The following is a 22,059-nucleotide window of genomic DNA, read 5'->3' as shown; positions in this document are numbered from 1 at the left end:
CTTTATCTTATCCCGCGGTCGCCAGCTTGAGCAGCTGGTTGATAGCGAAGCCAATGCCGCCGTCCACGGCGGTGAAGAACAGCGAAGCCAGCACCACCATGATGAAGACCATCACCGAGGTGATCCAGGTCTCCTTGCGGGTGGTCCAGGTGATCTTGCGGGCCTCGGCGCGCACTTCACGGAAGAACTGCAGAGGGTTGGTGCGCTTCTTCGGGGCCGGAGCGGCGGCGGCTGTCGCGCCAGCGCCTGCGGGCGCCATCGCCGCAGCCGTCTTGGCGGCGCGGTTTTTCATCGCGGACGGGCTGGATCCCGGTTTCCTGGCCATGCTCTTGAGGCTCACGACTTTCTAGATGACCCGGATCGGCGAGCGACCCGGTGGCCAAAACGATCGGGTCGAAACACCGACCCGTCGGAAACATATAGTGGCAGGAGTGGAGGGACTCGAACCCCCGGCCCTCGGTTTTGGAGACCGATGCTCTACCAGCTGAGCTACACTCCTGCGGACCGACCGCCCTTTCGGGCTGACGGACATCCGGAGACAGACAGCGCGCCGGAAGCTTTCAAGCCTCGGCGCGCCTGTCTCTGTCGCCAGAGCCGCGCCATTTAGCAGGGTCGCACTCGCCCGGCAAGCGGGGCGCGGAGGATTGCCGCTTTTGAGGCCTGGAACCTTGCTGCGCAGCCCTGTTTGGACGGCTGGGCGGGATCAAAGACGCACGCCGGGCGTTGTGGGTCCATGCCGAGCCTAGAAAACCCGCCCACCTAGGAGCGCGCCTCGAATCGCGAGGTTGAGCACGAGACCATGCGCCCCGCCCGCGAGGACGAAGCGCCTTGCCCGGCGACTGAGCCGCCGGGATCGGCAGACAGCGTCCGCTCGCCGAAGACCCGGACGGATCCGGGCTCCGGCGAAAGCTAGGACCAATCCGGCAAGGCTAGCCGGCCTTGTCGACCTTGGTCTTGTCGTCCTTGGTCGTCGTCGCGCTGCTAGCGGGAACCGACGTTCCGCACTGGATGCCGAGATACGACCACCGCACGTCCGTCAGCTGACGTCCGCACTGGGTGTTCTTGCCCATATCCTTGCCCTGCAGGGAGATCGCAACCCCCTTGCTGAGGTCGGGCGCGGGGCTGGCCGTACTGATGTCGTAATACCCGCCCCCGCGTCCCTTCACGACGAGACAGTTGGTATTCTCGACGGGCCGCACACAGCCTGACGCCGTAACGGGCGTCGCCTCCACGATGACTTGCTGAGCCTGCGCGACCTTCGACTTCGCGCCACTGTCACTGCAACCGGCCAAACCAAACGCTACCAGACTGGCCGCCGCGGCGGCCCCTGTGAACCAAACCCGCATACGTTCCTCCGTATCGTTGGCTTCGCGAACGAAGCAACGTGAAGTCTGCGCCTGGTTTCAGGGTGCGGCAATCACAATTTTGCCTTTTTCGAAAACTTAGTCCGCTCGTTTTCGCAATGCGAAAAACTCGCAGCATCACCAGCGATGTCAGCGACACGATTTCAGCCTACAGAGCGTTTCGGATGAAATAATCTTTCACGGCGAGCAGAGCGGCCACGAGACCAAACAACTGTTCGCAGACTTTTCCTTTTAAGTTTCTGCGCTGAGCAATACTTCAAGGCCTCTTGCGCGGCGCAGGAGCGCGCGCCCGCGTGGCAGGAGTTTTTCGCGAGGCGGCATTAGACAACCGGCGTTGACATCGCGACGGGCTTTCACACATGAGACAGGCGCCGCCAAAGGGCCCCAGGGCGGCTTCATTCCGCGCCTTCAGGGCGCGACCGCCTTTTTTCGCGCCCTGCGCGTCAGAGATACGAAGAGTTCAGATGACGGCCACCGCGTCCGCCGCCGCTCCCGTGAAGGAAGCCCCGTACTTCGTCGAGAAGGTGCTGTGGGTGAAACACTGGACCGACCGCCTGTTCAGCTTCGCCATCACGCGACCGGCCAGCTTCCGCTTCCGGTCGGGCGAGTTCGTGATGATCGGCCTGCCGCCGCGCGAAGAGCTCGGCGAGAAGAAGCCGATCCTGCGCGCCTATTCGATCGGCTCGCCCTCGTTCGCCGAAGAGCTGGAGTTCTTCTCGATCAAGGTTCCGGACGGCCCGCTGACGTCGCGCCTGCAACTGATCCAGGAGGGCGATGAGATTCTTCTGGGCAAGAAACCGACGGGCACCCTGGTGCTGGACGCGGTTCGCCCCGGCAAGCGTCTGTTCCTGTTCGGCACCGGCACGGGTCTGGCCCCCTGGCTGTCGGTGGCGCGCGATCCGGACGCCTATAGCCGCTTCGAGCGCGTGATCGTCGCGCACGGCGTACGCGAGGTGAAGGAGCTGGCCTATCGCGATCTCTTCACCCAGGAGATCTTCGACGATCCGCTGGTGGGCGACGAGGCGCGCGCCCAGCTGACCTACTATCCGACCGTGACGCGTGAAGCGTTCGAGCGCCAGGGCCGCTTCACTGACCTGATCACCAGCGGCAAGCTGTTCCAGGACCTCGGAATCGAAGGCGACAGGTTCGATCCCGAGAACGACCGCGCAATGCTGTGCGGCTCGATGGCGATGATCAAGGACACCGCCGCCCTGCTTGAAGCCCAGGGGCTCAAGGAAGGCTCCAACGCCGAACCGGGCGACTTCGTGATCGAGCGGGCTTTCGTCGGCTAAAGCGCCCCCGCAGGATGGGGCCAAGCGGGTTCGGGCGGATCGAGAGATACTCTCGGTGCTCGCCCGATCTTGGACCTCACCGTTGGAGCGAGATCGGCTAGGGTCTTTGAATGGCCGACTCGCCCTCTGCAAACTTGAGAAACCTGACCGTCGAGGAAGCCCGCCGCCGCATGCTCGACGGCGCGTCACGCCTCGGCGTTGAAACCGCGCCCTTGGCGGAGAGCCTTGGCCGAACGCTCGCCGAGCCCGTGGTGGCTGGCCGCGCGCAACCGCCTTTCGCGGCTTCGGCCATGGACGGCTGGGCGATCCGACGCTCTGACTACGCCCCTGGGGCGGCCTTCCGGATCGTCGGCGAAAGCGCGGCCGGCGCCGCCTACCCACGCCCCGTCGCCTCCGGAGAAGCGGTGCGAATTTTCACCGGCGCGCCCGTGCCGGCGGAAGCCGATCTCGTCATCATCCAGGAAGAAGCGACCCGCGAGGGCGACCAGGTCCGCTTCGACGCCGGCCCTGATCCTCGCGCCAACGTCCGGGCGGCCGGCGGCGATTTCAAGGATGGCGACACGCTTCTCCTGGACGGCGTTGTCATCGACCCCTGGCGCCTTTCCCTCATCGCTGCGGCGGGACGCGCCGAGGTGTCGGTCGCGCGACGTCCGCGCGTCGCGATCTTGGCCACCGGCGACGAACTCGCGCCGCCCGGCGCATCGCCCCGGCCCGACCAGATTTTTGAGAGCGGCTCCTACAGCCTCGCGGCGCTGATCGAGGCCTGGGGCGGTGAGGCGATCCGACTTTCCCCGCAGGGCGACGACGCCCAGGCGATCGCCAGCGCCGTTTCGCCCGCGCCCGTCGACGTCATCGTCACGATCGGCGGCGCCTCGGTCGGCGACCATGATCTGGTCAAACCCGCGCTCCGAACGCTGGGCCTTGCGCTTTCGGTCGAGTCGGTCGCCGTACGCCCCGGCAAGCCGACCTGGAGCGGGCGTCTGCCGGACGGTCGCCGCGTGGTGGGCCTGCCAGGAAACCCGGCCTCGGCGCTGGTGTGCGCGGAACTCTTCCTGCGGCCTCTGCTGGCGGCTCTCACGGGCGCGGCGCCGGATATCCGCCTCATTCCAGCGGGCTTGGCCGCCCCGCTTCCGGCGGGCGGACCGCGGGAGCATTGGATGCGCGCCGCGCTGTCGACGGATCCGGACGGGCGAGTCGTAGCGACACCCTTCCCCGATCAGGATTCCTCTCTGGTCAGCGTGTTCGCGCGCGCCGATGCTCTGCTACGGCGACGGCCTAGCGCGCCCCCTGCGGCGACGGGCGAGGTTGTCGATGTTCTGCCGCTCCGGCGCGGCTGAAACCGCGACGGCATAGAATTGACGTGCTAAGCCCGGATTTGAGTTCGCCGGGCGTGACCCGACCTTCACCGCTTCAGAGGTTCGTTTCATGGGGCATGCAGGAAAGATCGCGACCCACGTTCTGCTGGCCTTCGTGGCCCTGCTGGCCGGTCGCTATCTCGTCATCGACATGCCGTTCACGCGGGACACGCTGCTTCAGGCGACCCTGTACGGCCTCGCAGCATTCATCGTGGAGTTGGCTTTCCGGGTGGAGCGGGCCCCGTGGCGCTTCGTCTCGGCCACCGACCACCTGCGACTTCTCCGCTCGGCCGTCCTGACGGCGGCGGCGTTCCTGGTCATTACCCGCCTGACCCATCCAGGCATCGACGGTGGCCTGCGCACCGTGGCCGGCGCGGCCCTGATCCAGGCGGCGCTGCTGTCGGCGCTGCGGGTGATCCGGCGGAGCCTGCATGAGCGAATGCTGCTCGATTCGGTGCTGCGCCTTGGCCCCGCCTCGATGCATCCGGCGCTGCCGCGCCTGCTGATCATCGGCTCGGCCTCCGAGGCCGAGGCCTTCCTGCGCGCGCCGGCCGGCCTTGGCGAACGTTACGCCCCGATCGGCGTGGTCTCGCCGCTCGACCGCGAGACCGGCGATGAACTGCGCGGCGTCTGCGTTCTGGGCTCGATCGCCGATTTCGACAGCGTGCTGGCCCGTCTGCGCGACAGCGGCCTGTCGCCGGCCGCGATCCTGTTCCTCACCGACAGCGCGATGAGCACCTTCGGCGCCGAGCGTCTGGGCCGCTTGAAGACGGAAGGCGTGCGCCTGCTGCGCCGCCACGGCGTGGTCGAGATGGGCGCGGCGGCCAACACCCCCCAGCTGCGCGAGATCAGCATCGAGGAACTCTTGAGCCGGCCGCCCGTCCGACTCGATCCAGAGCCGGTTCGCGCGCTGGTGTCCGGCCGACGGGTGCTGGTGACAGGCGCGGGCGGCAGCATCGGTTCCGAGCTCTGCCGCCAGATCGCCGCCAGCGGCTGCGCCCATCTGACCATGGTCGACGCCTCCGAATACAACCTGTTCCACATCGAGCGCGAGATCGCCGAGCGGCACCCTCTCCTCTCGCGTCGTGAGGCGCTCTGCGACGTCCGCGACGCCGCCCGCGTCCAGCGTGTCTTCACGGAGATGAAGCCGGACATCATCTTCCACGCCGCGGCGCTGAAGCATGTCACGCTGGTGGAGAACCACCCCTGCGAGGGCGTCCGCACCAATGTGCTGGGCACCCGCAACGTGGCCGTCGCCGCCAAGGCCTGCGGCGCGGCGCATCTCGCCTTGATCTCGACGGACAAGGCCGTCGCGCCGACCAGCGTGATGGGCGCGGCCAAGCGTGTCGCCGAGGCCGTGGCGCGTCAGTACGGCGGCGGCGGCGACATGCGGGTCAGCATCGTGCGCTTTGGCAATGTGCTGGGCTCGGCCGGATCGGTCGTTCCGATCTTCAAGAGCCAGATCGCCCGGGGCGGGCCGATCACCCTGACCCACGCCGAGGTCGAACGCTACTTCATGACCATTCCGGAGGCGGTTCAACTGGTGCTCCGCGCCGTGGCCCTGTCGATGATCGCTTCTGAGCCCGAGGCCGGTGTGCTGACCCTGGAGATGGGCGAGCCGGTGAAGATCATCGACCTGGCCCGGCGGATGATCGAGCTGCAGGGCCTGACGCCCGGGCGTGACATCGATATCCAGATCACGGGCCTGCGTCCCGGCGAGAAATTGACGGAGACGCTCGTCGACGTGAACGAGGTGGCGCGCCTGAAGGCGCCCGGCATCATGGAAGCGGTTCGTCTGGCGCCCGCTCCCGTCATCGCCGACGAGCGCCTCGCCGAACTGGACGCCCTGGCCGAGGTCGGCGACGAAGCGGGCGTGCGCGCCCGTCTCTTCGCGTTGGTCGAGGACCTCCGTCAGGTTGGCCCGTCCAAGGTCGTGAAGATCCGGGCGTCCTGAAACGGCCAGGATCGCGCCCGCTCAATGGAAATCGCGGCTGCGGAGCAGGCGGCCTGACACCTTCTGGCGTATGCGCGGCGCGGGCGCGCCCGGCTCGTCGCGCAGACTGGAGAGTTCCGCCGACAGGTCGGTGAAGCGCTCGGCCACCACGTGGATCACGTTGTCGGCCCGCTGCACCCGCCCGTGGACGATCAGGAACGAGGCGGTCATCACCACGTTGCGGGCCGCGTCGAACCGGTCTTTCCAGACCACCGCATTGGCCACGCCCGTCTCGTCCTCAAGGGTGACGAACACCACGCCCTTGGCCGTGCCGGGCCGCTGGCGGATCAGGACAAGACCGGCCACCGACACCCTGGCGCCGTCCTTCAATGACAGCAGTCGCTCGGCCGGAACCACGCCCCGGGCGGCCAGCATCGATCGATAGAAGCCGATCGGATGGGCCTTCAACGAGAGGCTGGTGGTGCGGTAATCCTCGGCCACCTCCTGGGTCGCGGCCATGGCGGGCAAGGCCACCCGCTCTTCGAACAGCGGCAGGCCCGCCAGCAGCGGCGCCTGAACCGGGGCCTTGTGCTCGCCCTTCAGTCCCTTCACCGCCCACAGCGCCTCGCGCCGGCTGAGCCCGACCGAGGCGAAGGCGTCGGCCTCGGCCAGAAGTTCCAGCGCCTTTTGCGGCACGCCGCCCTGGGCGAATTCGGCCGGCATGCGCGCGCCCTCGGCCCTGGCCTTCAACAGCGGCGGGATGTCGAGCGTCTCTCGCAGACCCTTGATCTGGCGAAAGCCCAGCCGCACCGCCTTCCAGCGCGGCCGCGTCTCCTGGCAGGCGACCTTGTCGTGACGAACGCGAGGCGGTCGGAAGCCCGTGCTGATCGGCGCCAGGGTGCAGTCCCAGTCGCTGGTCAGAATATCCGGCGGCAGCACCTCGACCCCGTGCTCTCGGGCGTCCCGCACCAGTTGGGCCGGCTGGTAGAAGCCCATCGGCTGGGCGTTGATCAGGGCCGCGCAGAACACGTCGGGCCAGGCCCATTTGATCCAGGCCGAGACATAGACCAGCTTGGCGAAGCTGGCTGCGTGGCTCTCGGGAAAGCCATAGTGGCTGAAGCCCTCGATCTGCTTGAAGCAGCGCTCGGCGAAGGCCCGCTCATAGCCGCGCCCGACCATCCCCTCGATGAACTTGTTGCGATAGGCGTCCGGCGAGCCCAGGTTGCGGAACGTGGCCATGGCCTTGCGCAGGCCATCGGCCTCGTCGGGCGTGAACTTGGCCGCCTCGATGGCCAGGCTCATGGCCTGCTCCTGGAACAGCGGCACGCCATAGGTCTTGCCCAGAATCTCTTGGAGCTCGTCGGGCGGACCATGCTCGGGCGAGGGCTTGGGCCAGTCGACCGGCTCCTCCTTGTTCCGTCGCTTCAGATAGGGATGGACCATGTCGCCCTGGATCGGCCCCGGACGCACGATCGCCACCTGGATGACCAGATCGTAGAATTCGCGCGGACGGAGCCTGGGCAGCATCGACATCTGGGCGCGGCTCTCGACCTGGAACACGCCTACGCTGTCGGCCGCGCAGAGCATGTCGTAGACGCCCGGGACCTCCTTGGGGATATCGGCCAGGTCCTTCAGCCAATCTTGGCCGTGGTCTTCGCGCAGCATGGTCATGGCCCGCTGGATGGCGTGCAGCATGCCCAGCGCCAGGATGTCGACCTTCATCAGGCCCAGGCTGTCGATATCGTCCTTGTCCCACTCGATGAAGGTCCGGTCCTTCATCGCCGCCTTGCCGATCGGCACGGTCTCGTCCAGGCGGCGCTTGGTCAGGACGAAGCCGCCGACATGCTGGGAGAGGTGACGCGGAAAGCCGATCAGGTCGTTGGCCAGCCCGACCGCGCGGGCGATCTCCGGCGCCTTTGGATCCAGGCCTGCGTTGCGCAGATGATCCTCGGGCAGGCCGTCGCCCCAGCTGCCCCAGACCGTGCCGGCCAGCAAGCTGGTGACGTCCTCGGTCAGGCCCAGCGCCTTGCCCACGTCCCGGATGGCGCTGCGCGGCCGGTAGTGGATCACGGTCCCGCAGATGGCGGCGTAGTCGCGGCCGTAACGCTGGAACACGTACTGCATGACCTCCTCGCGACGGTCGTGCTCGAAGTCGACGTCGATGTCGGGCGGCTCGCCCCGGTTCTCTGAAATGAAACGGGTGAACAGCAGGCGATGCTCGGTGGGGTCGATCGCGGTCACGCCCAGGCAGAAACAGACCGAGGAATTGGCCGCCGAGCCCCGCCCCTGGCACAGGATGCCCATGCTACGCGCCTCGCGCACGATGTCGTGCACGGTGATGAAGTAGTTGGGGTAGTCCATCTTCTCGATCAGCCGCAGCTCCTCCTGGATCTGGGCTGTGACCTTCGGGCTGACCCCGTTCGGATAGCGCCAGGCCGCGCCCTTCCAGGTCAGGTCGGTCAGGTGCTGCATCGCCGTCTTGCCCGGCGGGACCGGTTCGTCCGGGTACTGCTCGCGGATGTCCTTCAGGTCGAAGCCGATGCGTTCAACGATCTCGACCGTGCGCTCGACCGCGCGCGGCCAGCGATCGAACAGGCGCGCCATCTCCTCAGGAGACTTGATGTGGCGCTCGGCGTTGGCCTCCAGTCGGAAACCCGCCTCCTGGATCGCGCAGTGCTCGCGCACACAGCTGATCACGTCCTGCAGCGGACGTCGCTCCGGGCCGTGATAGAGCACGTCATTGGTGGCGACGATCGGCGCGCCGGAGGTCCGACCGAGACTCTCGAGCCACGCCAAGCGCTGGAGATCGCGTGCGGCATAGGCCCGACTGGCGGCCAGCCACGAACGGCCCCGCAGGTCGCCGGCCATGCGCGTGAGATGCTGCTCGAACGAGTCATCGAGAACCCGGGGCGGCACGATCAATCCCAACTGCCCCTCGGAATGGTCGAGAAAATCTCTCCAGGTCAGGTGGCACTCGCCCTTCTCGGCCCGCAGCTGCCCGATGGTCAGCAGCCGGGTCAGGCGGCCGAACGCCTCGCGGTCGGTGGGGTAGCAGAGCAGGCTGGGGGCGCCGTCCATGAAGTCCAGACGGCAACCGGTCAGTACACGGATCGATCGCCGTTTGGCCGCCGTCCAGGCGCGCACCACGCCGGCCAGACTGTTACGGTCGACGATGCCGATCGCCGTCAATCCCAGCGCCTCGGCTGTTAGCGCCAGCTCCTCGGCGTGCGAGGCGCCGCGCAGGAACGAGAAGTTGGTGGTCGCCTGCAGCTCGGCATAGGCGGGAAGGCGCATGTTAGGTCCTCCCCCTCGCGGGGGAGGTGTCGGCGTAGCCGACGGAGGGGGAAGCCTTTAAGCCTTGCCCCTCCCCCCTCCGACGCTTCGCGCCGCCTCCCCCATAGGGGGAGGATTTGAGCCCCCTAACCAAACAGGCCATGGATCCACCATTTCGGCGCGTCCTCGCCGCCATAGAGGCCCTGACGGAAGATCCAGAACCGCCCCCCGGCGTCATCCTCGACGCGGTAGTAGTCCCGGATCTTGCCGGGTCCGGTCTGGCCCTTCTCCACCCCGACCCGCCACCATTCCTGACCGATACGCTCGGGTCCCTCGGCCCGCCGGACCCGATGGGAACGCCCCCGCCAGGTGAACAGACGCGGCGGGTAGTCGGGGAGTTCGGCGGCGATGGCGACGATCGCCTCGGGCCGCTTGAACAGCCGCACCGGACGCGGCCGGTCGGCGTCCCAGCGCGCCGCCGCCGGCGGGTCCAGCGGCCCCACGCGCACGACCGAACGCTCGGGCACATGGCTCTCGAACGGATCGGCGCGCCAGACCCGGTTCTCGCCCAAGCGGTTGACTAGGCGATCGATCAACGGCGCCAGCGTCTCGTCGGCGCTGGCCGCAGCGTCCGCGTCGAGGCGCGCCTGCGCCGCCGCCATCGGCTCCACCGCTGAGGCGTGGACCGTCACCACCTCGATGCCGAAGCCCGGATCGACCATATCCAGCTTGGGCTTGACCAGCCTGGCCAGTCGCTGGGCGTCACGGCCGATCCGCGCCAGCCCCACGCGCACGGGGAAAGCCCGCCCGTCCAGGCGGTGGAACACGACCTCGAAACGCTTGGCGCCGCGCCCCTCGGCCTCCAGCCGGGCGCAGATCAGGGCCAGGGCGTCGGCGGCCACCCGGGCCAGATCCTCAGGCGCGCTGATCGGCTCGAAAAAGGCAAGGCGGTCAAACCACGGCGAGGCCGGGCGGCGGAAGGTCAGGGCCTCGCTGGCCGCGCCTAGGGCTTGGTCCAGGCGCAGGACCGCCGCCAGTCCGAACCGCTTGGCCAATTGGGCGCGCGGTAAGGCCAGCACCTGCCCGACGCGATGCAGGCCCAGGCGCGGCAGTTGGGCTTCGGCGGCGTCGCCAAGCCGCAGGGCCGCGACGGGAAGGGTCGCGATCGCGGCGCTCTGCTCGCCGGGCGGCGCAATGGCGAGGTCCGGGCCGGACCTCGCCAGGGCCCAGGCCGCGCCGGCCGTGTCAGCGATCGCCGCCCGCGCCGGCACGCCCCAGCGCGCCAGTCGCGACACTAGGTCGACCAGCATGGCCGCCTCGCCGCCCCACAGGTGGTCGGTCCCGGTGATGTCCAGGAAGAGGCCATCGTCACCGTCGATCGCCACCGCCGGCGAGAAGCGCACGCACCAGTCGCACAGCGCCTCCAGCGCCGCGCGATCGGCCGCCGGATCGTGGTCGGCCGTGACGAGGTCCGGGACCAGGGCGAGGGCGTCGGCGGCCTTCTGCCCGGGGAAGAGACCCATAGACCGAGCCTGATAATCGACGGCGGCGAGGCGGCGGGTTCCGCGTTCGGAGACGAGGAGGGCGAAGGGGAATCCTCCCCCCAGCGGGGGAGGTGTCGCCGCAGGCGACGGAGGGGGAAGTCCTGCTGGCTCGGCCCCTTCCCCCTCCGGCCTGCGGCCTCCTCCCCCTTGGGGGGAGGATTTATCCGAAGCGTCGTCCGGCCTCCGCCGCCGCCACGTCGTGATCGGCCAGTTGGGACACCAGACGGAAAGGATGCGGGCCATGGCCGGCCTCCTGAGCTTGCAAGATCCAGCCGCCGGGACGCCCGCCCCGGCAGCGCTCGAGTTCGACCCGCCAGCGCGGCGGGCCCAGGCCGATGTCGTCCGGCGGCGGACCGCTGGGCGCGGGCGCGATCCGCCAGCGACTGAACGACGCCGAGCCGGAGACGAGCCTTGGCTTGCCCCCTGCTCGTCCCCCGTAGGGGCGGCGGTGCAGCACCACGCCAAAGCCGCCACGCTTCTCGCAGGCCAGTTGCAGGCGGCGCCCGGCGGTCAGGTCCGGAGCCTCGGCCTCGGCCACAGCGGCGGCGACGCCTTGGGTCGACAGCGCGTCCTCCAGCAGCGACAGGGTTTCAGCCTCATCGCGGGCCCGCACCTGGATCAGCCTCGCCGCCGGAAACCCCAGCCCCAGCAGGCCTGGCGCGAAGAGATCGGCCCGTCGCGCCACCCAGACCACCGCTCCGCCCTTCCGATCTGTCAGCCCACGGATCAGCTGGGTGACAAAGGCGGCGGGCGCGGCGCCGGTTTCGTCCTCCAGCCCCGCACCGGTCACCTCATGCCAGCCGCCCAGCGGCAGACCACCGCCCGGAAAGCACCCGTCGATCAACGGCTCTCCGAACGACAGCACCGGAGTCGGAGTCCGAGTCCCCGCTTCCATCGCGGCGATCCGGCCTCTCAGGGCCGCAAGACGCGCCTCGCGCGATCCGGCCATTCCCAACTCCATGTTCCACTTTTGTTCTTATCTTCCCGGACTGGAGAGTCAAGGCTTGGAGAGTCGCGTCCAACCGGCCAAAGTGTCTCAAACGGCCGTATGAAGCCCTGCAGGAAGCGTCATGTCCCTCTCCCGCGTTCTGATCGCCAACCGGGGCGAGATCGCCGTCCGGATCGCCCGCACGGCGGCCGAGGCGGGGCTCGAGAGCGTGGCAGTCTACGCAGCCGACGACGCGGGAAGCCCGCATGTCACCGCCGCCGATCGCGCCGTCGCCCTGCCGGGCGCGGGGGCGCGGGCCTATCTCGACATCGCCGCCGTTGTCGCCGCCGCCAAGGCGCAGGGCTGCGACGCATTGCATCCCGGCTATGGCTTTCTGTCGGAGAACCCCCATCTCGCCCGCGCGTGCGCCGAGGCCGAGATCGTCTTCATCGGCCCCTCGCCTGAGCACCTGACGACGTTCGGCGACAAGGCCGCCGCCCGCGCCCTGGCCGCCGAGCGCGGCCTGCCGCTGATCCCCGGAACCGGCGCGATCACGCTGGAGGCCGCCCGCGCCTTCCAGGCCGAGCACGGCGCGATCATGCTGAAGGCCCGGGCCGGCGGCGGCGGACGCGGCATGCGGATGGTGCTCGACCCCGGCGAACTGGACGCCGCCTTCGCCGCCTGCGAACGCGAAGCCCTGGCCGCCTTCGGCGACGGCGGTCTCTATGCGGAAAAGCTGATCGAGCGCGCCCGCCACATCGAGGTGCAGATCGTCGGCGACGGCGATCAGGTGCTGGCGCTCGGTGATCGCGACTGTTCGCTACAGCGGCGCAACCAGAAACTGGTCGAGATCGCACCGGCCGCCCTGCCCGACAACCTGCGCGCCGCCCTGGCCGGCTGGTCCGAGCGCCTGTGCGCCGGCTATCGCGGCCTGGCGACCGTCGAGTTTCTGGTCGACGCCGATCCGCATTCGCCCTCGGGGGGCGAGGCCTTCTTCATCGAGGTCAATCCGCGCCTGCAGGTCGAGCACACGGTCACCGAGGAGGTCACGGGCCTGGACCTCGTGCGGCTACAGTTCGATCTGGCGGCGGGTCACCGCCTGGGCGAGCTGGAGCTGACCAACACCCCGCCGCCGTTCGGCGTGGCCATCCAGGCGCGGATCAACGCCGAGACCCTGACGCCTGAGGGTCAGGTGCGCCCGTCGACCGGGACCTTGAGCGCCTGGACGCCGCCGGGCGGCCCCGGCGTGCGCGTCGATGCGGGCGTCTCAGCGGGGCTCACCATCGGCGCGGCCTATGACAGCCTGCTGGCCAAGGTGATCGTCAGAGGACGGACGCCCGGCGAAGCCTCCAGCCGGCTGGACCGCGCCTTGACCGAGCTGAAGGTCGCCGGCGTGGCGACCACCGCGCCGCTGGTCCGCGCCATCCTGGCCCATCCGACCGCCGTGACCGGTGAGGCGACGACCACCTTCATCGCCCAGCACGCCGAGACCCTGGCCGCCGAGGCTCAGCGCCTGACGCCCGAGACCACGGCGAGCGTCACGCGCTTCGAGGTCCTGGCGGGCGCCGAGCCTGTCGTTGCGCCTCTGGCGGCCACGGTCGGCGCCATCACGATCCGCGAAGGCGACCTCGTCCGTCCGGGTCAGGCCCTGGCGGTGCTGGAGGCGATGAAGATGGAGCATCTGGTCTGCGCCAGCGCCGGCGGCCGGGTGGTGAAGATCGCCGTCCAGGGCGAAGCGACCGTCGCCGAGGGCCAGCCGCTGGTCTTCCTGGAGCCGGCGGAGGTGGAGAGCGCACTCGACGGGGAGACCGTCGAACAAGACCTGGACGCCCTTCGCCCGGACCTTGCCGAGGTGGTCGCCCGCCATCGCCACACCCTGGACGAGGCCCGCCCCGAGGCGGTCGCCAAGCGGCGCAAGACCGGCCACCGCACCGCGCGCGAGAACATCGACGACCTGGTCGATCCGGGCAGCTTCCTGGAATACGGCGCCCTGGCTATCGCCGCCCAGAAACGACGGCGCTCGACCGAGGACCTGATCGCCAATACGCCCGCCGACGGGCTGATCACCGGCATCGGAACCGTCAACGGCGCGCTGTTCCCACCCGACAAGGCGCGGACGGCGGCGCTGGCCTACGACTTCACGGTGCTGGCCGGGACCCAGGGGGCGATGAACCATCGCAAGTCCGACCGGCTGATGGCGCTGATCGCTGACCAGAAGCTGCCCGTGGTCTGGTTCGCCGAGGGCGGCGGCGGGCGTCCGGGCGACACCGACACGACCGCCGTGGCCGGGCTGGACGTACCGACCTTCCGCAGCTTCGCGCAACTGTCCGGCCTGGTTCCCAAGATCGCCATCGTCGCGGGCCGCTGCTTCGCCGGCAACGCCGCCATCGCGGGCCTGTCAGAGATCATCATCGCCACCCGCGACAGCAACCTCGGCATGGGCGGCCCGGCGATGATCGAAGGCGGCGGGCTGGGCGTCTTCCGTCCGGAAGAGATCGGGCCGTCGGCTCATCAGTGGAAGAACGGCGTCATCGACATCCTGGCCGACGACGAGGCCCATGCCACGCGGCTGGCCAAGCAGGCGCTGTCCTACTTCCAAGGAACGCTATCGACCTGGACCGCACCCGACCCGCGGCGCTTGCGCCACGCGATCCCGGAGAACCGCCTGCGCGTCTATGACGTGCGCGGCCTGATCAACCACCTCGTCGACGAAGGCTCGTTCCTGGAGCTGCGCGGCGGCTTCGCGGCGGGGATGGTCACCGGCCTGATCCGGATCGAGGGCCGCCCCATGGGTCTGATCGCCAATGATCCGCGCCATCTGGGCGGGGCCATCGACTGCGAGGGCGCCGAGAAGGCCGCCCGCTTCCTGCAACTGTGCGACGCCTTCGCCCTGCCGGTCTTGAGCCTCTGCGACACGCCGGGATTCATGGTCGGGCCAGACAGCGAGGACGCCGCCGCCGTGCGCCGGGTCAGCCGCCAGTTCATCGCCGGCGCCAAGCTGCGCTCGCCGCTGTTCACGATCGTGACGCGCAAGGGCTATGGCCTTGGCGCCCAGGCCATGGCCGGCGGCAGCTTCCACAGCCCCGCCTTCATCGCCGCCTGGCCGACCGGAGAGTTCGGCGGCATGGGCCTCGAAGGCGCCGTCAAGCTGGGCTACCGCAAGGAACTGGAAGCCGAGACCGATCCGGTCAAACAGAAGGCGCTCTACGACCAGCTGGTCGCGCGGCTATACGCGGCGGGCAAGGCCACCAGCATGGCGGCGGCGCTGGAGATCGACGCGGTCATTGATCCCGCCGACACGCGGCGCTGGCTGATCGGCGGCCTGGACACGGCGGCGGGCGTGAGCCGGCCGTGGGAAGTGCGGGTGGACAGCTTCTGAACAATCCTCCCCCGCTGGGGGGAGGATTTTCCATTCTAGTCGTCCGCGTTCAGCCACTGGGTGGCGATGATCGGCCCAAGGAAGAAGCCAATGCCCAGCGCGTCGGCCACGATGTCGAACACGTCCGCGTCGCGGCCGACGATCGGCAGCCCCTGCAGGACCTCGATGCCGATCCCGAAGCCCAGCAACACTGCGGCGATCTTCCACGGCCGGCTGCGCGGCAGGGCCATCGTCGCCAGGAAGGTGAGGCCGTAGAAAACGATGAAGTGCCTGGCCTTGTCCCAGGGGATCAGGCCCGTGTTGTCGTCGCCCGGCGCCAGAGCGGCGTAAAGCGTGAACACCACAGCGGCGACGAAGACCAGGAGGCCAGGCCAGCGGATCTTACGGGGAAGCAGCAGGGACATTCGGGGCCTTTGAGTTCCCTCTCCCCTTGCGGGAGAGGGTGGCCCGAAGGGCCGGGTGAGGGGTCGCGCCGGCCATACCGTGTAACCCCTCATCCGTCATCCTTCGGATGACACCTTCTCCCGCAAGGGGAGAAGGGCGATCAGCCTCAGAACGTCAGAGCGCGCGCTTCCTTCACGTGCGGCAGCGCCTGAATCTTGGCCAGCAGGCCCGCGTCCGGCGCCTGGTCAACGCCCACCAGCGCGATGGCGTCCTCGTCGGCCGAGACGCGGCCCAGGTTGAAGGTGGCGATGTTGACGCCCGCCTCGCCCAGCAGCATGCCCAGCGCGCCGATGAAGCCCGGCTTGTCCAGGTTGTTGACGTACAGCATGGCCGGCGAGAAGGCCGCGTCCAGCTCCATGCCCTTGACCTCGACGATGCGCGGGGCGCCGGCGATCACCGTACCGGCGAAGGCGCGCTTGCCCTTCTCGGTGGTGATGGTCACGCGCATCAGGCTGTCATAGGTGGGGCTGACTTCCTGGCGGCTCTCCGAGACGGTGATGCCGCGCTCCTTGGCGATGGCCGGGGCGGAGACCATGTTGATCTCGGCCAGCATCGGCTTCAGCACGCCCGCCAGGGCGGCCGAGGTCATCGGCTTGACGTTGAGGTTCGAAACCTCGCCCTCATAGGCGATGTCGATCGCCTTGACGCCGAAGTCGACCATCTGGCCCGCAAAAGCGCCGATCTTTTCGGCCAGGGCCACGAACGGCTTCAGCTTGGGAGCCTCTTCGGCCGTGATCGAGGGGCTGTTCAGGGCGTTGGTGACCGCGCCGGTCAGCAGGTAGTCGCTGACCTGTTCGGCGACCTGCAGGGCGACGTTCTCCTGGGCTTCATTGGTGCTGGCGCCCAGGTGCGGGGTGGCCACGACCTTGTCGCTGCCGAACAGCGGGTTTTCTTTGGCCGGCTCAACGGTGAACACGTCAAAGGCCGCGCCGCCGACGTGGCCCTCGTCCAGCAGCTTGCGCAGGGCGGCTTCGTCGACCAGGCCGCCGCGGGCGCAGTTGACGATCATCACGCCCTTCTTGGTCTTGGCCAGGTTCTCGGCCGACAGGATGTTGCGGGTCTTGTCGGTCAGCGGGGTGTGCAGGGTGATGACGTCGGCGCGGGCCAGCAGCTCATCGAGTTCGACCTTCTCGACGCCCATTTCCACAGCGCGCTCGGGCGACAGGAAGGGGTCGTAGGCCACGACCTTCATCTTCAGGCCCAGAGCGCGGTCGGCGACGATGCCGCCGATGTTGCCGGCGCCGATCAGACCCAGGGTCTTGGCGTAGAGCTCCACGCCCATGAAGCGGTTCTTTTCCCACTTGCCGCCTTGCGTCGAGACGTCGGCGGCGGGGATCTGGCGAGCCAGGGCGAACATCATGGCGATGGCGTGCTCGGCCGTGGTGATCGAGTTGCCGAAGGGTGTGTTCATCACGACGATGCCCTTGGCCGTGGCGGCCGGGATGTCGACATTGTCGACGCCGATGCCGGCGCGGGCGATGACGCGCAGCTTGTTCGCGGCGGCGATCACGTCCTTGTCGAGCTTGGCGCCCGAGCGGATGGCGATGCCGTCATAGTCGCCGATCACGGCGATCAGTTCATCCTTGGACAGGCCGGTCTTGATGTCGAAGTCGAGGCCGCGGTTCTTGAAGATCTCGACGGCGGCGGGGCTGAGCTTGTCGGCGATGAGGACGCGGGGAGCGGTCATTGGGGATTTCCTTGCGGAGAATAGGTTGGGAAGCCCCCTCCACCGCCGTTCGGCGGTCCCCCTCCCCCGATAGGGGGGGAAGGGGGAAACGCGATCCTTCTTCCCCCTCTGGGGGAGGAGCGCGAAGCGCGGAGGGGGCCCGTAAAGGGCTTTAAGCGGCGGCCAGTTCGGCGGAGACGGTGGCGAAGGCCCAGTCGAGCCAGGGCGTCAGGGCCTCGAGGTCCGAAGCCTCGACCGTGGCGCCGCACCAGATGCGCAGGCCGGCCGGGGCGTCGCGATAGCCGCCGATGTCGAGGGCCGCGCCCTCCTTCTCGAGCAGGCTGGCCAGCTTCTTGGCGAAGTCGGCCTGGGCGTCTTCCGGCAGGGCGGCGATCGCGGGATCGACGACCTTCAGGCACACCGAGGTGTTGGAGCGGATCTCCGGCGTGGCGGCCAGGAAGTCGACCCAAGGGGTCTTGGCGACCCAGTCAGCCAGCACCTTCAGGTTCTGGTCGGCGCGGGCCTGCATGGCTTGCAGACCGCCGATGGACGAAGCCCACTTCAGGGCGTCCAGGGCGTCTTCCACGCAGAGCATCGACGGGGTGTTGATCGTCGCGCCCTCGAAAATGTCGAGGCTGACCTTGTTGCCCCCATCCTTATTGGCCTTGGTCATGCGGAACAGCTTCGGCATCGGCCAGGCCGGCGTGTAGCTTTCCAGGCGGGCCACAGCGCGCGGCGACAGGATCAGCACGCCGTGCGCGCCTTCGCCGCCCAGCGCCTTCTGCCAGGAGAAGGTCACGACATCGAGCTTGGTCCAGTCGAGATCCTGGGCGAAGGCCGCCGAGGTGGCGTCGCAGATGGTGATGCCTTCACGGTCAGCCGAGATGAAGTCGGCGTTGGGCACGCGCACGCCCGAGGTCGTGCCGTTCCAGGTGAAGACCAGATCCTTGGCTGGATCGACCTTGGACGTGTCGGGCAGCTGGCCGTACGGGGCGCTCAGCACCTCGACGTCGGGCAGCTTCAGTTGCTTGGTGACGTCCGTGACCCAGTCCTTGCCGAAGGACTCGAAGGCCATCAGCTGCACCGGGCGCGCGCCTAGCATCGACCACATCGCCATTTCGACGGCGCCGGTGTCCGAGCCGGCGACGATGCCGATCAGGAAGTCGGCCGGAACCTCCAGCACTTCGCGCGTCTGGTCGATGGCTGCCTTCAGGCGCGCCTTGCCCAGCTTGGAGCGGTGCGAGCGACCCAGGACGGCGTTTCTGAGATTTTCGGGGGTCCAGCCCGGGCGCTTGGCGCAGGGGCCGGAAGAGAACTCGGGGCGAGCCGGGCGGATCGCCGGCTTGGCGAGGGTCGTGGTCATAGCGATGTCTCCCATCCTTACAGATGGACTGCGCCCCGTTGGGGGGGCGTGGCCCGCCGGCGAGAAACCGCGTCTGGAGGGGAATTGCAAGGAGAGATTTGTCGCGGAGGCGCGAAAACCACCCGCTGCAGGGAATTATTTGTCCGCGCGACGAGCGGCCAGGATGACGCCGACCAGCAGACAGCAGAGAACGCCGAGCGTCACTAGATTGTTTACGGTGGCGTAGAGCTTGTCGTAGCTCTTGTTGGCGACAAGGTAGTAGGCGTGAAGGCTGAACTGCACACCTTGCAATAGGACTGCGACACCTAGCCAAGCGGTCGTATGGCGCAATGCGAGAAGCAAGAGCCCCAAGGCTAACGCGCCATCGAGCGCCAGATAAACCCCGCGCACGGTGTTCGTATCTGGGATAAAGCCCGACAGGGTGAACCCTATGGTTACGAGAAGGACTAAGAGCGCCCCTCGCCTTTCGGCCTCGCCTCCCCACCGCCGAGCGGTGAAAAAAGCTACAGCCAGGAGAAGCCAACCGGTCAGTACGAGGATTTGAAGGTGGGCGAACATAAGAACTAAGCCTCTAACCGAGATTAGAGGCCTAGAGTGTTAAACTATCGCAATGTGCGATCACGAAAACTTAGACAACCTCACGGAGGCCTTGCGGCGGCGGAAGCTGCTCTTCCTTGATCAGGCCACCCATGCGGGTGCGAATGCCAACGCGCAGGCGCGTTTCATCCAGTTGGCTATGAGCCTCGACGAGGGCGCTGCGGGCCGCCGCCAGGGCTTGGATCGCGTCGGCGACCTTCGAGCAAGCCGCGTCGCCGACCGTGGCCGAAAGACCCAGATCCTTACGAGCCTGCATCAGCTCGGCCATCATGCCGGAAACCTCGATCATCGCAGCGTCAACAGCCGCTTCCGTCGCGAACAACTTGGTCGCCACGCGTTGAGCAACAAAAACCTTTTCCACGCCCGCCTCCAGTTAATGAAACACTAATGAAAAAGGTAAACGAAATGTTAAAGCGAAGGCAACGCAAAAATGTGCGTTAGCGTTGTTTTGTCGCGCAACTCTCCTTTCGGATGGAAGCGAAGCGTTAGGAACATTCAGGCATACTCTCGCCAAGAGTGAAGTGCTGGGTGCGATGTCCGAAAACCGCAACCATAACGTGTCAAGCCACGCGCCGCTGCAGGCGCGAATCGCCGGTGTGGCCCTGGCCACGACGGTGCTCGCGCTCGTGGCCGCCTGCCTTTGCTTCATGCTTCAACAATGGAGCGTGGCGCGCCAGGAGGCGCGCGCCAACCACGAGGTGCTGGTGCAGATGGCCGCCGCCGGAGCCGCGGCCCCGCTGGCGGACCACAACATGGTCGGCGTCTATCGAGCCCTGGAAGCCGTGGCCAAGGCGCCGGGCGTCGCCGGGGTCCGCATCATCGACGCCAAGGGACGCGCCGTCGCTCAGCTGGGCGAGGCCAATCCTTCTAACGCCGACACACTGCAGCGCCCGATCAAGCTCTCATCGCAAACGGTCGGCACGCTGGTGCTCGTGGCCAAGCGCCCTGGCCTCGCTCAGACTCTGGCGCGTGATCTGGCGCTGACGGGCGCGCTGTTTTTCGGCGCGGCGGGCATGGCGATCCTTCTGGCCAACAGTCTGGCCCGACGCCTGGCCCAGCCTATGGAGCGGCTCTCCGAAGCCATGCACGAAACCGCCGTCGGCGGACGCTTCAAGGCTCTTGAGGAGACCGTTGACGACGACGTCTTCCGCAGCCTCATCGCAAGCTTCAACCACCTGGTGGCGCGCCTGGAATGCAATGATCAGGATCTGCGCGGCGCCATGGCCGAGCTGGTCAAGGCGCGTGACGACGCCAACGCCGCCAACGTCCTGAAGTCGCATTTCCTGGCCAATATGAGCCACGAGATCCGCACGCCGCTCAACGGCGTGTTGGCGATGGCCGACGTCATGGCGATGGACCAGCTCAGCGACATCCAGCGCGAGCGCCTGGCGGTGATCCGCGAGTCAGGCGCGGTGCTTCTGGGCGTTCTGAACGACGTGCTGGACCTGTCCAAGATCGAGGCCGGCCGGCTGGAGATCCAGGATCGGCCCTTCGACATCGCGCAGCTGGCGCAGTCGATCCGCGAAACCTTTGTGCCCCAGGCCCGGGCCAAGGGCCTGGCCTTCGAGGTCGGTGTCGCGCCGGAAGCTCAGGGCCTGTGGCGCGGCGACGCCGATCGCCTGCGCCAAATCCTGGGCAACCTGATTTCAAACGCGCTCAAGTTCACCCTGGACGGCGCGGTCGCCGTGCGCTTCGCCTCGGCCGAGGACGGCTCGGGCCTGCGGATCGATGTCGCTGACACCGGTATCGGGATCTCGCCAGAGATTCTGCCGCGCCTGTTCGACAAGTTCGTCCAGGCTGACAGCACGACCACGCGCCGCTTTGGAGGCTCGGGACTGGGCCTGGCCATCTGCCGCGAGCTGGCGGCGATGATGAACGGTTCGATCAAGGTGCAAAGCCGCGAAGGCCGAGGCTCGACCTTCACCGTGCTGGTGGGGCTACCGCGCGAGGAGACCCTGACCGACGTCCACTATATCGATGACGGCGATCCGATCATGGCGCCGCCCGCCGCCGAACCGCCTCGCCTCCGGGTCCTGGCGGCCGACGACAACCCGACCAATCAGAAGGTGGTGGCGGCGGTCTTGGCCCCGCTGAACGCCGATGTCACCCTGGTCGATGACGGCGCGGCGTGTGTGGAGGCCTGGAAGACCGGCGACTTTGACGTCGTGCTGATGGATATCCACATGCCGGTGATGGACGGCCTCGAGGCCGCCCGCAGCATTCGTGCGACGGAACAAGCGGAAATGCGTCGGCGCACCCCGATCATCGCGGTCACGGCGAACGCCCTGACTCACCAGATCGAGGAGTATCTGTCCGTGGGCATGGACGGCCACGTCGCCAAGCCTATCGAGGTCAGCAAACTCTACGACGCCATCGAGGCGGCGATGGCTGGTACGCGGCTTTCGCGCGCCGCGTGAGGCTGACGATAGACCGCTATCCAACATGAACGCAGGATAACGAGCGGCTCAGAACCGCTTCAGGCTCGCCGTGTTTCTCTTGGCTCAACGTCGCTTACCCCCGCAGCGACGGAGACATTCAAAGAGGAACCGAACCGATGAAGAAGATCCTGATCCCGATCGTTGCGGTCTCGGCCCTGGCCGCCGCCACCGTTCCTGCTGCGGCCTCGGCCCAGTCGATCAATGAGCGCCAAGACAGGCTGGAGCGCCGTATCGACCGGGGCCTGTACAACGGCACGCTCACTCGCCATGAGGCCTATCGCCTGCGCGCCGAGTTGCGCGAGGCCGCCCGCTTGGAGCACCGCTATCGTCGCGACGGCCTGAGCCGTTGGGAGCGCGCTGACCTTGATCGTCGCTTCGACCGCATCAGCGCCCAGATCCGCTACGAGCGCCATGACCGCGACTACGGCTATGGTTATGGCTATGGCCATGACCGCGACTATCGGGGCGACCGCCGCTGGTAGT

General features: G+C 67.9%; 16 protein-coding genes, 1 tRNA gene and 2 pseudogenes. 8 read left to right on the top strand and 11 right to left on the bottom strand.

Going from position 1 to position 22,059, the window contains the following annotated elements; all coding sequences use genetic code 11:
- Positions 1 to 7: 7 nt before the first annotated feature.
- Together secE and CVUC_RS13390 are read right to left on the bottom strand one after the other, a co-directional pair.
- Positions 8 to 325, bottom strand: coding sequence for a preprotein translocase subunit SecE (gene secE, locus CVUC_RS13395; protein WP_012640697.1), 318 nt, complete (start codon positions 323 to 325; stop codon positions 8 to 10).
- 98 nt (positions 326 to 423) lie between these two features.
- Positions 424 to 499 (bottom strand) — tRNA-Trp (locus CVUC_RS13390).
- Between the two features lie 234 nt (positions 500 to 733).
- Between CVUC_RS13390 and CVUC_RS13385 the strand changes: the two are divergent.
- A pseudogene (locus CVUC_RS13385) lies at positions 734 to 913 on the top strand (hypothetical protein).
- A gap of 16 nt (positions 914 to 929) precedes the next feature.
- On the opposite strand, the gene CVUC_RS13380 reads toward CVUC_RS13385, so the two are convergent.
- A complete protein-coding gene (locus CVUC_RS13380) occupies positions 930 to 1,346 on the bottom strand; it encodes a hypothetical protein (protein ID WP_010921040.1) in 417 nt (138 codons plus the stop codon).
- 377 nt (positions 1,347 to 1,723) lie between these two features.
- On the opposite strand from CVUC_RS13380, the gene CVUC_RS13375 reads away from it, so the two are divergent.
- The 3 genes from CVUC_RS13375 to CVUC_RS13365 all read left to right on the top strand — a co-directional run bounded on the left by CVUC_RS13375 (position 1,724) and on the right by CVUC_RS13365 (position 5,965).
- The gene (locus tag CVUC_RS13375; protein ID WP_012640699.1) at positions 1,724 to 2,656 is read left to right on the top strand and encodes a ferredoxin--NADP reductase; all 933 of its coding nucleotides are present in this window, start codon (positions 1,724 to 1,726) and stop codon (positions 2,654 to 2,656) included.
- A gap of 110 nt (positions 2,657 to 2,766) precedes the next feature.
- Positions 2,767 to 3,993, top strand: coding sequence for a gephyrin-like molybdotransferase Glp (gene glp, locus CVUC_RS13370; RefSeq protein ID WP_096034313.1), 1,227 nt, complete (start codon positions 2,767 to 2,769; stop codon positions 3,991 to 3,993).
- A gap of 88 nt (positions 3,994 to 4,081) precedes the next feature.
- On the top strand, positions 4,082 to 5,965 hold the full coding sequence (locus CVUC_RS13365; RefSeq protein ID WP_096034314.1) for a nucleoside-diphosphate sugar epimerase/dehydratase: 1,884 nt from the start codon (positions 4,082 to 4,084) through the stop codon (positions 5,963 to 5,965).
- A 21-nt stretch (positions 5,966 to 5,986) separates the two neighbouring features.
- Here CVUC_RS13365 and CVUC_RS13360 read toward each other — a convergent pair whose 3' ends face one another.
- From CVUC_RS13360 to CVUC_RS13350, 3 genes are all read right to left on the bottom strand, one after another.
- The gene (locus tag CVUC_RS13360; RefSeq protein ID WP_096034315.1) at positions 5,987 to 9,238 is read right to left on the bottom strand and encodes an error-prone DNA polymerase; all 3,252 of its coding nucleotides are present in this window, start codon (positions 9,236 to 9,238) and stop codon (positions 5,987 to 5,989) included.
- A 125-nt stretch (positions 9,239 to 9,363) separates the two neighbouring features.
- Positions 9,364 to 11,004 (bottom strand): Y-family DNA polymerase, encoded by a 1,641-nt coding sequence (locus tag CVUC_RS13355; protein ID WP_272865296.1) that lies wholly within the window; start codon positions 11,002 to 11,004, stop codon positions 9,364 to 9,366.
- Positions 10,922 to 11,722: an ImuA family protein gene (locus tag CVUC_RS13350; RefSeq protein ID WP_164468227.1), complete on the bottom strand. Its 801-nt coding sequence runs from the start codon at positions 11,720 to 11,722 to the stop codon at positions 10,922 to 10,924. The genes CVUC_RS13355 and CVUC_RS13350 overlap by 83 nt, the downstream gene beginning before the upstream one ends.
- Positions 11,723 to 11,831: 109 nt before the next feature.
- Here CVUC_RS13350 and CVUC_RS13345 point away from each other — a divergent pair, with 109 nt between their 5' ends.
- Positions 11,832 to 15,068 carry an acetyl-CoA carboxylase family protein gene (locus CVUC_RS13345; protein ID WP_096034317.1) on the top strand — a complete coding sequence of 1,079 codons (3,237 nt, stop codon included), beginning with the start codon at positions 11,832 to 11,834 and terminating at the stop codon, positions 15,066 to 15,068.
- Between the two features lie 35 nt (positions 15,069 to 15,103).
- On the opposite strand, the gene CVUC_RS13340 is transcribed toward CVUC_RS13345, so the two are convergent.
- Positions 15,104 to 15,472, bottom strand: a complete 369-nt coding sequence (locus CVUC_RS13340) for a VanZ superfamily protein (protein WP_024265927.1) — start codon at positions 15,470 to 15,472, stop codon at positions 15,104 to 15,106.
- Between the two features lie 146 nt (positions 15,473 to 15,618).
- On the bottom strand, positions 15,619 to 17,199 hold the full coding sequence (gene serA / locus CVUC_RS13335; protein ID WP_096034318.1) for a phosphoglycerate dehydrogenase: 1,581 nt from the start codon (positions 17,197 to 17,199) through the stop codon (positions 15,619 to 15,621).
- Between serA and CVUC_RS20855 the strand changes: the two are divergent.
- Positions 17,198 to 17,269, top strand: a pseudogene (locus CVUC_RS20855) (hypothetical protein); the annotation flags it as partial. The gene serA and the pseudogene CVUC_RS20855 overlap by 2 nt on opposite strands.
- Before the next feature lie 81 nt (positions 17,270 to 17,350).
- Here the strand turns inward: CVUC_RS20855 and CVUC_RS13330 are convergent.
- The 3 genes from CVUC_RS13330 to CVUC_RS13320 all read right to left on the bottom strand — a co-directional run bounded on the left by CVUC_RS13330 (position 17,351) and on the right by CVUC_RS13320 (position 19,499).
- On the bottom strand, positions 17,351 to 18,541 hold the full coding sequence (locus CVUC_RS13330) for a phosphoserine transaminase (protein ID WP_096034319.1): 1,191 nt from the start codon (positions 18,539 to 18,541) through the stop codon (positions 17,351 to 17,353).
- A 135-nt stretch (positions 18,542 to 18,676) separates the two neighbouring features.
- Complete coding sequence (locus CVUC_RS13325; RefSeq protein ID WP_096034320.1) at positions 18,677 to 19,099, bottom strand: hypothetical protein; 423 nt, start codon at positions 19,097 to 19,099, stop codon at positions 18,677 to 18,679.
- A gap of 70 nt (positions 19,100 to 19,169) precedes the next feature.
- Positions 19,170 to 19,499: a hypothetical protein gene (locus CVUC_RS13320; protein ID WP_096034321.1), complete on the bottom strand. Its 330-nt coding sequence runs from the start codon at positions 19,497 to 19,499 to the stop codon at positions 19,170 to 19,172.
- Between the two features lie 82 nt (positions 19,500 to 19,581).
- On the opposite strand from CVUC_RS13320, the gene CVUC_RS13315 reads away from it, so the two are divergent.
- Together CVUC_RS13315 and CVUC_RS13310 are read left to right on the top strand one after the other, a co-directional pair.
- Entirely contained in the window at positions 19,582 to 21,555 is a 1,974-nt protein-coding gene (locus tag CVUC_RS13315; RefSeq protein WP_096034322.1) for an ATP-binding protein, read from the top strand.
- A gap of 137 nt (positions 21,556 to 21,692) precedes the next feature.
- Positions 21,693 to 22,058: a hypothetical protein gene (locus CVUC_RS13310; protein ID WP_010921053.1), complete on the top strand. Its 366-nt coding sequence runs from the start codon at positions 21,693 to 21,695 to the stop codon at positions 22,056 to 22,058.
- Position 22,059: the final 1 nt, after the last annotated feature.

Origin of the sequence: Caulobacter vibrioides (assembly GCF_002858865.1) — a bacterium.
Classification (GTDB): Bacteria; Pseudomonadota; Alphaproteobacteria; order Caulobacterales; family Caulobacteraceae; genus Caulobacter; species Caulobacter vibrioides.
The sequence above is the reverse complement of the archived record's forward strand: the minus strand, read 5'-3'. Positions and strand labels throughout refer to the sequence as shown.

Bases quoted from the DNA above. Each gene is read 5' to 3' on its own strand.
- CVUC_RS13325 (WP_096034320.1), bottom strand. From the start codon at position 19,099: ATGTTCGCCCACCTTCAAATCCTCGTACTGACCGGTTGGCTTCTCCTG.
- secE (WP_012640697.1), bottom strand. From the start codon at position 325: ATGGCCAGGAAACCGGGATCCAGCCCGTCCGCGATGAAAAACCGCGCC.
- CVUC_RS13345 (WP_096034317.1), top strand. From the start codon at position 11,832: ATGTCCCTCTCCCGCGTTCTGATCGCCAACCGGGGCGAGATCGCCGTC.
- CVUC_RS13380 (WP_010921040.1), bottom strand. From the start codon at position 1,346: ATGCGGGTTTGGTTCACAGGGGCCGCCGCGGCGGCCAGTCTGGTAGCG.
- CVUC_RS13375 (WP_012640699.1), top strand. From the start codon at position 1,724: ATGAGACAGGCGCCGCCAAAGGGCCCCAGGGCGGCTTCATTCCGCGCC.
- glp (WP_096034313.1), top strand. From the start codon at position 2,767: ATGGCCGACTCGCCCTCTGCAAACTTGAGAAACCTGACCGTCGAGGAA.
- serA (WP_096034318.1), bottom strand. From the start codon at position 17,199: ATGACCGCTCCCCGCGTCCTCATCGCCGACAAGCTCAGCCCCGCCGCC.
- CVUC_RS13365 (WP_096034314.1), top strand. From the start codon at position 4,082: ATGGGGCATGCAGGAAAGATCGCGACCCACGTTCTGCTGGCCTTCGTG.
- CVUC_RS13330 (WP_096034319.1), bottom strand. From the start codon at position 18,541: ATGACCACGACCCTCGCCAAGCCGGCGATCCGCCCGGCTCGCCCCGAG.
- CVUC_RS13355 (WP_272865296.1), bottom strand. From the start codon at position 11,004: ATGGCCCGCATCCTTTCCGTCTGGTGTCCCAACTGGCCGATCACGACG.
- CVUC_RS13310 (WP_010921053.1), top strand. From the start codon at position 21,693: ATGAAGAAGATCCTGATCCCGATCGTTGCGGTCTCGGCCCTGGCCGCC.
- CVUC_RS13350 (WP_164468227.1), bottom strand. From the start codon at position 11,722: ATGGAGTTGGGAATGGCCGGATCGCGCGAGGCGCGTCTTGCGGCCCTG.
- CVUC_RS13360 (WP_096034315.1), bottom strand. From the start codon at position 9,238: ATGCGCCTTCCCGCCTATGCCGAGCTGCAGGCGACCACCAACTTCTCG.
- CVUC_RS13340 (WP_024265927.1), bottom strand. From the start codon at position 15,472: ATGTCCCTGCTGCTTCCCCGTAAGATCCGCTGGCCTGGCCTCCTGGTC.